Annotated in this window: 6 protein-coding genes; 2 read left to right on the forward strand and 4 right to left on the reverse strand. The window is 63.8% G+C overall.

Going from position 1 to position 7,950, the window contains the following annotated elements:
* The 4 genes from ABFX19_RS10910 to coaE all read right to left on the reverse strand — a co-directional run.
* The coding region (locus ABFX19_RS10910; protein ID WP_346028293.1) for a TerC family protein at positions 1–1,005 on the reverse strand (1,005 nt) is incomplete at its 3' end.
* Positions 1,006–1,187: 182 nt separating this feature from the next.
* Positions 1,188–2,954 (reverse strand): hypothetical protein, encoded by a 1,767-nt coding sequence (locus ABFX19_RS10915; protein WP_346028294.1) that lies wholly within the window; start codon positions 2,952–2,954, stop codon positions 1,188–1,190.
* Between the two features lie 3 nt (positions 2,955–2,957).
* The gene (gene uvrB / locus ABFX19_RS10920; protein ID WP_056547518.1) at positions 2,958–5,045 is read right to left on the reverse strand and encodes an excinuclease ABC subunit UvrB; all 2,088 of its coding nucleotides are present in this window, start codon (positions 5,043–5,045) and stop codon (positions 2,958–2,960) included.
* A 75-nt stretch (positions 5,046–5,120) separates the two neighbouring features.
* Positions 5,121–6,341: a dephospho-CoA kinase gene (gene coaE, locus ABFX19_RS10925; protein ID WP_346028295.1), complete on the reverse strand. Its 1,221-nt coding sequence runs from the start codon at positions 6,339–6,341 to the stop codon at positions 5,121–5,123.
* Between the two features lie 257 nt (positions 6,342–6,598).
* Here coaE and ABFX19_RS10930 point away from each other — a divergent pair, with 257 nt between their 5' ends.
* The gene (locus tag ABFX19_RS10930) at positions 6,599–6,763 is read left to right on the forward strand and encodes a hypothetical protein (RefSeq protein WP_277357200.1); all 165 of its coding nucleotides are present in this window, start codon (positions 6,599–6,601) and stop codon (positions 6,761–6,763) included.
* Complete coding sequence (locus ABFX19_RS10935) at positions 6,756–7,880, forward strand: class I SAM-dependent methyltransferase (protein ID WP_346028296.1); 1,125 nt, start codon at positions 6,756–6,758, stop codon at positions 7,878–7,880. The genes ABFX19_RS10930 and ABFX19_RS10935 overlap by 8 nt, the downstream gene beginning before the upstream one ends.
* Positions 7,881–7,950 lie beyond the last annotated feature (70 nt).

Here is a 7,950-nt window from a genome sequence, read left to right on the forward strand (position 1 = left end):
CTCGGCGTCGGCAGCGAGTTCCGCGTCGAGCTTTGCACGCTTGCCGGCCGGGCTTAGCAGGCTCGCAATGACGGCGATGACGATTGTCGCGACAATGAATGCCAGTGAAACGAACGTCGGAATCACGGGAGCCCATTCAATGTGCTGGCCGCCGTTGATGAACGGCAGTTCATTTTCATGCATCGCGTGCAGGATCAATTTCACGCCAATGAAGGCAAGGATGATCGAGAGCGCGTGCTTGAGGAAGACCAGGCGGGTCATCAGACCGCCCAGCAGGAAGTAGAGCTGGCGCAGCCCCATCAGCGCGAAGAGGTTCGCCGTGAACACGATGAACGCGCTTTCGGTCAGTCCGAAGATGGCAGGGATGGAATCCACCGCGAACAGCAGGTCGGTCAGGCCGATTGTGATGAACACGATCAGCATGGGGGTAAAGACCTTCTTGCCGTCCACCACGGTGCGGATCTTGCCGCCGTCGTAGTGCTCGGACATGGGAAGCACACCGCGCAGCTTGGTGATGAGCTTGTTCTCTTTGTCCTCTTCCTCCTCGCCCGAATCCTTTGCCTGGTGGTAGGCGGTCCATAGGAGGAAGGCACCGAAGATATAGAAGATCCAGGAGAAGTTGCTGATCAGCGCAGCGCCGAGCAGAATAAAAATTCCGCGCAGGATCAGCGCGATGATGATGCCCACCATCAGCACTTCCTGCTGGTATTTCCTCGGTACGGAGAACCTCGCCATGATGATGATGAAGACGAAGAGGTTATCGATGCTTAGGCTGTACTCGGTTACCCAGCCTGCGACGAATTGACCTCCGTATTCAGGGCCTGTGACAGCAAACATGACGGCCGCAAAGACCAGTGCAAGCCCCACATAGAACGCAACCCAGAGGCCGGCCTCCTTCATGGAGGGCTCGTGCGGACGCTTCACGACGAGAAGAAGGTCCAGCAGGAGGATTATTCCCAGGACGACAAAGGTGCCTATTTCAAAGGCAAGGGGCAGTTCAAGCACAAGGGTCCCTTTCGAAGGTACAACGGAATTTCGCAAGTCTCTCCGTCGCAACCAAGTGTGCGACCGCTACGCCCGGCCGGCCGTCGTCGGCCTGCGTGTTGACGTTCGTAGCGCGAAAGGATACTCCCCTACGTTCCTTCCATCGTACCCGCGTTCGGAACGGAAGGGGAACGTGGAGCGGCTCAGGGATGGTGCGCGGCCAGGACCGCAACGTGCGCCACAATCCCCGGCTCGGTCCAGTAGTCACTGTGGCTGCGTACGATTCCATCGGCGCGCGGGTCCGGCAGTTCACGGTTGGCGGCGTGCGGAATGGGAAACCCGACCGGGTCGGTATCCCGCCAGAAATTGGTCCAGGTCCGTGTGCCGTCCGCAACGTCGGCGAGCAGTTCCGGTGAAAAGGTACGAGGGAAGAACGCTGCGTACACGGACCCGATGGGCGAGCCGGACGTGACGAGGTGCGGATGCGCTTCCGCCATCCGTGAGCGGGCTACGAGCCACGCGCAGAGCACCGATCCCTGGCTGTGCGCCACGAGCACCACCTCGTCCGCGGAGTGGCGGTTCGTCAGTTCGGCGATACCTGCAACGGCCGCGTCCCGGTAGGACGATCCCGCCAGCGGGTGGTCGCGGACGGGCCAGAAGCCTGCGACGTCGGCAATCTTGCCCAGTACCTCCCGCAGGGTCCGGAGCTGCCCGAGCAAGACCACCAGCACCACCACCGCCCCGGCGATCTGCAGCAGCAGGATGGCCAGAGCCAGCCACGGGCCGCCGAGCCTGCCCTCGCCGAGGGCAACCGCCGTCGTCATCGTTATCAGTGCCAGTACCACGGCGAACGGGAGGATCCGGGGCAGCAGTCGCGGTGCCGCTGCACAGACATCGTGCCACCAGCGCCCGCGCGCGGCCTTGCCGCGGGTCACCGGCGGCAGCCCCAGCCCCCGCTCCATGGCCAGCACGACGGCGGTAGCCACCAGCGCAGCCGCCGCGGCGATAAGCGCGAGGAACGGGAAGAGATCGAGTCGGCTGTCCCCGGGATCGACCGGATTGTCGTAGGAAAGCAGGATGCCGGAATGCGGTTGGGGCACACGAACCCGGCCAAACAGGCCGGTGATGTAGCCGAGCAGGTTGTCGAGGAGCATGCGGACAAGCGCAGTGACCGCGTGCATGAGGGGTAGGGACACGGCAAGCAGGACGCCCGCAGCAGCAAGCGGGGCGTTGGGACTGCTGCCGTTGTGAATACCGGCGTTGCTGCGGATGGCCAGCACCAGAGCCACGAGAAACCCGATGGCGATACTGAGTGCTATCCACAGGGCCATCGCGTCGAGCCGCGAGGCACCCCCCGGTATGGGGGTGGAGGGCCATCCCCGGTGGAGAAGCTGGGCCGGCGGCGCGACGCTCAGCAGGACACCGCTGCAGACCACGACTGCCGCATGAGCCAGCGGCAGTAATTGGCGGCGATGTTGCTCAGACTGCGCCATCACCACGGTCCGGTACCGGTACGTCAACCACGCGGTGAGCAGGCAGGCAGCGATTAGCGGGACCGCTCGCAGCGTAGGCGGCGGAAGGCTCACGTAGCGCAGGACGGTCTCGCCGAGCACGATCAGCCAGGCAAGCTGCGACAAGGTGAGAATTACTGCGATTACCCCGACGAGTGTTCGCAGAAGTGCGGCCCGCGCAGCACCGGCGCCGGCCGGTTCCATCCGTCCGGCCACGTTCGCCATCGTGAAAGGGAACGCGAGATACCACAGGAAGCCTGCTTGTTTCCTGCGGGAACGCGACCAGTTGACGATGCGCAGCCGGTGGTTCGGCAGCGGAGGCGGCGTGGCAACCTGGACCCACGCATTTAGCGGCTTCTGAACGGGCAGCCCGAGACTGGTGTAGTACTCATGATCCCCGATGCCGTGGACCCGGATCTCAGTAAATGACCCACTGCCGGCGCCGCCCTGTTCCGGCATGGATCAGGCGTGCCCGGCTGACTGCATCTGCCGCAGCTCCTTCTTGAGGTCTCCTACCTCATCACGCAAACGCGCTGCGAGCTCAAACTGGAGCTCTTCCGCCGCGGCATGCATTTGGGCGGTGAGCTGGCTAATCAGGTCTGTAAGGTCCTCTGCGGGGACCGCGGCCAGACCGTCATGCCGGATCGCTGAACCCTTGCCCTTCCCCTTGCCCTTGGCGGACTTCGCCGTCTTCTCCAGCAGCGCACGGGTATCGGCGTCTTCGCGGGCAATGGTGTCCGTGATGTCCGCGATGCGCTTGCGCAACGGTTGCGGATCCACGCCATGCTTGGTGTTGTAGGCCACCTGAATTTCACGACGGCGGTTGGTTTCCTCGATTGCCTTGGCCATCGAATCGGTGATCCTGTCCGCATACATGTGCACCTCGCCGGACACGTTACGGGCAGCACGGCCAATGGTCTGGATCAGCGATGTCGAACTGCGGAGGAAGCCCTCCTTGTCTGCATCGAGGATGCTTACCAGGGAGACCTCCGGAAGGTCCAGGCCTTCCCGCAACAGGTTGATACCGACCAGCACGTCGAAAGTGCCCATCCGGAGCTCACGCAGGAGCTCCACGCGGCGCAGGGTGTCGACATCGGAGTGCAGGTACTCGACCTTTACTCCGTGCTCAAGCAGATAACCGGTGAGGTCTTCCGCCATCCGCTTGGTCAGCGTGGTGACCAGGACGCGCTCGTTCCGCTCCACCCGGATCTGGATTTCTCCGAGCAAGTCGTCGATCTGCCCCTTGCTGGGCTTGATGATGACTTCCGGGTCCACCAGGCCGGTGGGCCGGATGATCTGCTGGACGTAGCCGTCTGACTTGCTGAGCTCATATTTTCCGGGCGTAGCCGACAGGTAGACGGTCTGGCCGATCCGCTCCAGGAACTCATCCCATTTCAGCGGCCGGTTGTCCATGGCGGACGGCAGGCGGAAACCATGATCCACCAGCGTGCGTTTACGGGACATATCTCCCTCATACATGGCACCGATCTGCGGGATGGTCACGTGGGACTCGTCCACGACCAGCAGGAAGTCGTCTGGGAAATAGTCAAGCAGGCAGTGTGGTGCGGTGCCGCCGATCCGGCCGTCGATGTGGCGTGAGTAGTTCTCGATGCCGTTGCAGAATCCCATCTGCTGCATCATCTCGAGGTCATAGGTGGTGCGCATGCGCAGCCGCTGAGCCTCGACGAGTTTGTTCTGCGATTCCAGCTCCTGAAGGCGTTCCCGCAGTTCATCCTCGATCCTGGTGATTGCCCGGCCCATCCGTTCCGGTCCGGCCACATAATGCGAGGCCGGGAAGACGTACATCTCCGTCTCCTCCCGGATGACCTCGCCCGTCAGCGGGTGCAGCGTGTAGATGCGCTCCACCTCGTCACCGAAGAACTCGATCCGGATTGCCTGCTCCTCGTACATGGGAATGATCTCGACCGTATCTCCGCGCACCCGGAAGGTGCCGCGGTGGAAGTCCATGTCATTGCGCACGTATTGCATTGCGACGAACTGGCGCAGCAGGTCATCCCGGTTCATTTCCTGGCCGCGCCGGAGCGTGACCATGGCGGCAACATATTCTTCGGGAGTCCCGAGGCCGTAGATGCAGGAGACCGTCGCCACCACCACTACGTCCCGCCGGGTCAGGAGGGCGTTGGTGGCAGAGTGCCGGAGCCGCTCCACTTCCTCGTTGATCGAGGAGTCCTTCTCAATGAAGGTATCGGTCTGCGGAACGTAGGCTTCGGGCTGGTAGTAGTCGTAATAGGAAACAAAATATTCAACCGCGTTGTTGGGCAGCAGCTCGCGGAACTCGTTGGCGAGCTGCGCGGCGAGGGTCTTGTTCTGCACCATCACCAGGGTGGGCCGCTGCACCTGCTCGATAAGCCAGGCCGTGGTTGCACTCTTGCCGGTACCGGTGGCGCCGAGGAGCACGACATCCTTCTCGCCGGCATTGATGCGCTCGGACAGTTCCTTGATGGCAGTGGGCTGATCGCCGGCCGGCTGGTACTCACTGATCACTTCGAAAGGCGCGACAACACGGTTGATCTCCTGCGCAAGACTCATAGTCTTACGTTACCGTCCACCTGCGGACAACGACCGTCCGCAGAGGTGCTCTTTGCTGGAGGCTGAACGGACTGCTCAGCGTGGGAGGTACTGCTCGGACGACCAGCCGGCGTCGTTCTTCCAGGTGGTCAACCTGGGCGCAGCGAACGTGGTGAACCAATCCTCCTTGCGGGCGGCATAGCCGGCGATGGTGGCGTCGTCGCGGTGGATTGCGGCGCACCGTTCCTTCTCGGCCGCGTAGGCCGCGAGCATGTCCGGATTGGTTCGCAGCCAGTCGCGGAATGCCAGGGCGTACTCCCAGCCCGGTGAACCCGCCACACGGACGTGCAGGTTGACTGGACGCCCCGGATCAGCGTTGCAGTGCAGCCGCTTCTGCCACTTCTCGGGTTCCGGTACTTCCGCGGTGGGAGTGTCCTGCCAGATACCGGGAAGGCGTGGAAACCCCGCTTCAGCCAGACGGTCGGAAAGACCGTCGGCGTCGTGAAGGGAAGCCACTGTCAGCTGCAGGTCCAGAACGTCCTTCGCCGGAAGCCCGGGAACGGAGGTGGAACCGATGTGTTCCACGCCCAGGACGCGCGGATCCACCCGCGTCAACCGCCGAATGAGCAGTGAGGCCTGCCGGGGCCAGTCCCCATCCTGAACCAGCACCGGCCCGCCCTGCCGTGCTGCCCGCTGCCGCTGGTCAATGTTGCGGGCGAAAGGAAGTATCCGCCTCGCCCACAAATGCTTGACCGCAGCGGCCAGGTCCGCGGGGTTTCCTGCATTGTGCAGCACCACGTCGGCTGCGGCATTGCGCGTCGAGGAGTCAGCCTGAGCCCCGACGCGTCCCAGTGCCTCCTGCTTGGTCATCGCGCGGTTCTCCATCATGCGGCGCACGCGCGTCTGTTGAGGGGCATCAATGACAAGCACCAGATGGAAGCTGTCCTCCTGTCCTGTTTCCACCAGGAGCGGGATGTCATGCACGACGACGGCACCAGCGGCGGCCGCGCGGGCGGCAGCTTCTGCTTTGGCCGCCTCGCGCCGCACGCGCGGGTGGATGATCGCGTTCAGTCGTGCCCGCCCACCGGGATCGGCGAAGATCCGCGCACCGAGTGCCGGCCGGTCCAGCGAGCCGTCCGGTAGAAGCACTTCGCTTCCGAAGGCGTCCGCAACCTCCCGCAAACCCTCCGTGCCCGGCTCCACTACAGCCCGCGCAAGCTGGTCGGCGTCAATGAGGACCGCTCCGAGTTCCTGCAGCGTCGACGCTGCCAGAGATTTGCCTGCGGCGATTCCACCCGTCAATCCAACTCTCAGCATGAACTTAAGGCTACCGCCGTCGTTGGCTATTGGGAGCGCAGCGGCGCCCGGGATGCCTACACTTGGACGGTGAGTGAGACGGCGGGAACGGTAGCGCGCTACACCAGGATCGCCGGCCACCACCGACATGAGTTGGAGATCCGCCGCTCCCGCTTCATCAAAGTCCTGCATAGGGTGGAGACCGAAACTGATGTCGTGAATCTCATTCACGGCCCGCGACTGCAGGCCGGTTGGAGAATGAGTTGAGGCGAGCAGGCATGATCATTGCGGCGGTGGATTATGAAGGGACGTTCACCGGGCTGACCGTCGCGGTGCAGGACGACCACGCAGCGCTGGATGCATTCCAGGGCATGCTGGCGGGGAACACCGCGGGAGAGCTGGCTGCGGAACCTGCCGGCTGGGAGTGGGCGGACTGTGTCTGACTTCCCCTTCACAGAGCTGCGGCGCCGGCCGGATATCGAGGCGGACAACCTTTTTGCTTACGATGCCACCGACAGACTGCTCCTCGACACCATGGTGGAACACCTGCCCGCCAGCGGCGGTGTCGCGGTAGTAGGTGATACCCATGGCGCGCTGACGTTGGGCGCCCAACACAGGGGAGCGCGGAAAGTACACGTCCACCAGGACCCGATCACCAGCGAACGCGCGTTGGACGCTAACGCCGCCCTCCTCGGTTTATCAGGGGAGTATGCCTTCCACCCGCTGGGACCGGACCTGTTCGACGGCGCCACGCTGGTTCTGCTGCAGCTGCCACGTTCCCTGGAAGCACTCGAAGAGATTGCCTGGCACATCGCGGCCGCTGCCTCGCCCAACGTCACAGTGCTAGCGGGCGGCCGGGTGAAGCACATGACACCGGCCATGAACCAGATACTCGGCCGATACTTCGGGGCGGTAACAGCCGGCTTGGCGAGGCAGAAATCCCGCGTGCTCACCGCCACCGGTGCCCTGCCTGTCGGTGCCTGCCCTTTTCCCACCACGGCGGAGTACGACGTCGGCCTCCCCCGGCCGCTGCAGCTGCGGGCCTGCGGAGGCACCTTCGGCGGTGCCAAACTGGATCCAGGGACGCGGCTGCTGCTGCAGCACCTTCATCATGCGCCGCCAGCTGCATCCGCCGTGGACCTCGGCTGCGGGAACGGCACTATCGCGGCGTATCTTGCGCTCACCCGTCCGGCGCTCCAGGTCACAGCGACTGACACCTCGGCGGCCGCCGTTGCCGCCACCAGAGCCACAGCCGAGGCCAACGGTGTCAGCGGGCAGGTCGCCGTCGTGCGCGAAGATGGGTTGTCAGGACGATCCGACGCTGGAGACGAACTCATCGTCCTGAATCCGCCATTCCACTCCGGGCACACCGTACATGCGGGAATTGCGTTGAAGCTGTTCGCGGAGGCAGGGCGCGCACTGCGACCGGGCGGTGAGCTGTGGGCGGTGTGGAACAGCCATCTGCACTACCGGCAGGCGCTCGAGAGGCTTGTGGGCCCAACCAGGCAGGTGGCACGGGACCCGCGGTTCACGGTCACCGTGTCAACGCGTACACGTTAGTTCCGAGGTACGGTCCGATTAACCGTACGGTCCGGTTAACGCAGGAAGCTCCCGCCCAATGGGCGGGAGC

Source organism: Arthrobacter parietis, assembly GCF_039530425.1.
Lineage (GTDB): Bacteria > Actinomycetota > Actinomycetes > Actinomycetales > Micrococcaceae > Arthrobacter_D > Arthrobacter_D parietis.

Bases quoted from the DNA above. Each gene is read 5' to 3' on its own strand.
- coaE (WP_346028295.1), bottom strand. From the start codon at position 6,341: ATGCTGAGAGTTGGATTGACGGGTGGAATCGCCGCAGGCAAATCTCTG.
- uvrB (WP_056547518.1), bottom strand. From the start codon at position 5,045: ATGAGTCTTGCGCAGGAGATCAACCGTGTTGTCGCGCCTTTCGAAGTG.
- ABFX19_RS10915 (WP_346028294.1), bottom strand. From the start codon at position 2,954: ATGCCGGAACAGGGCGGCGCCGGCAGTGGGTCATTTACTGAGATCCGG.
- ABFX19_RS10930 (WP_277357200.1), top strand. From the start codon at position 6,599: ATGATCATTGCGGCGGTGGATTATGAAGGGACGTTCACCGGGCTGACC.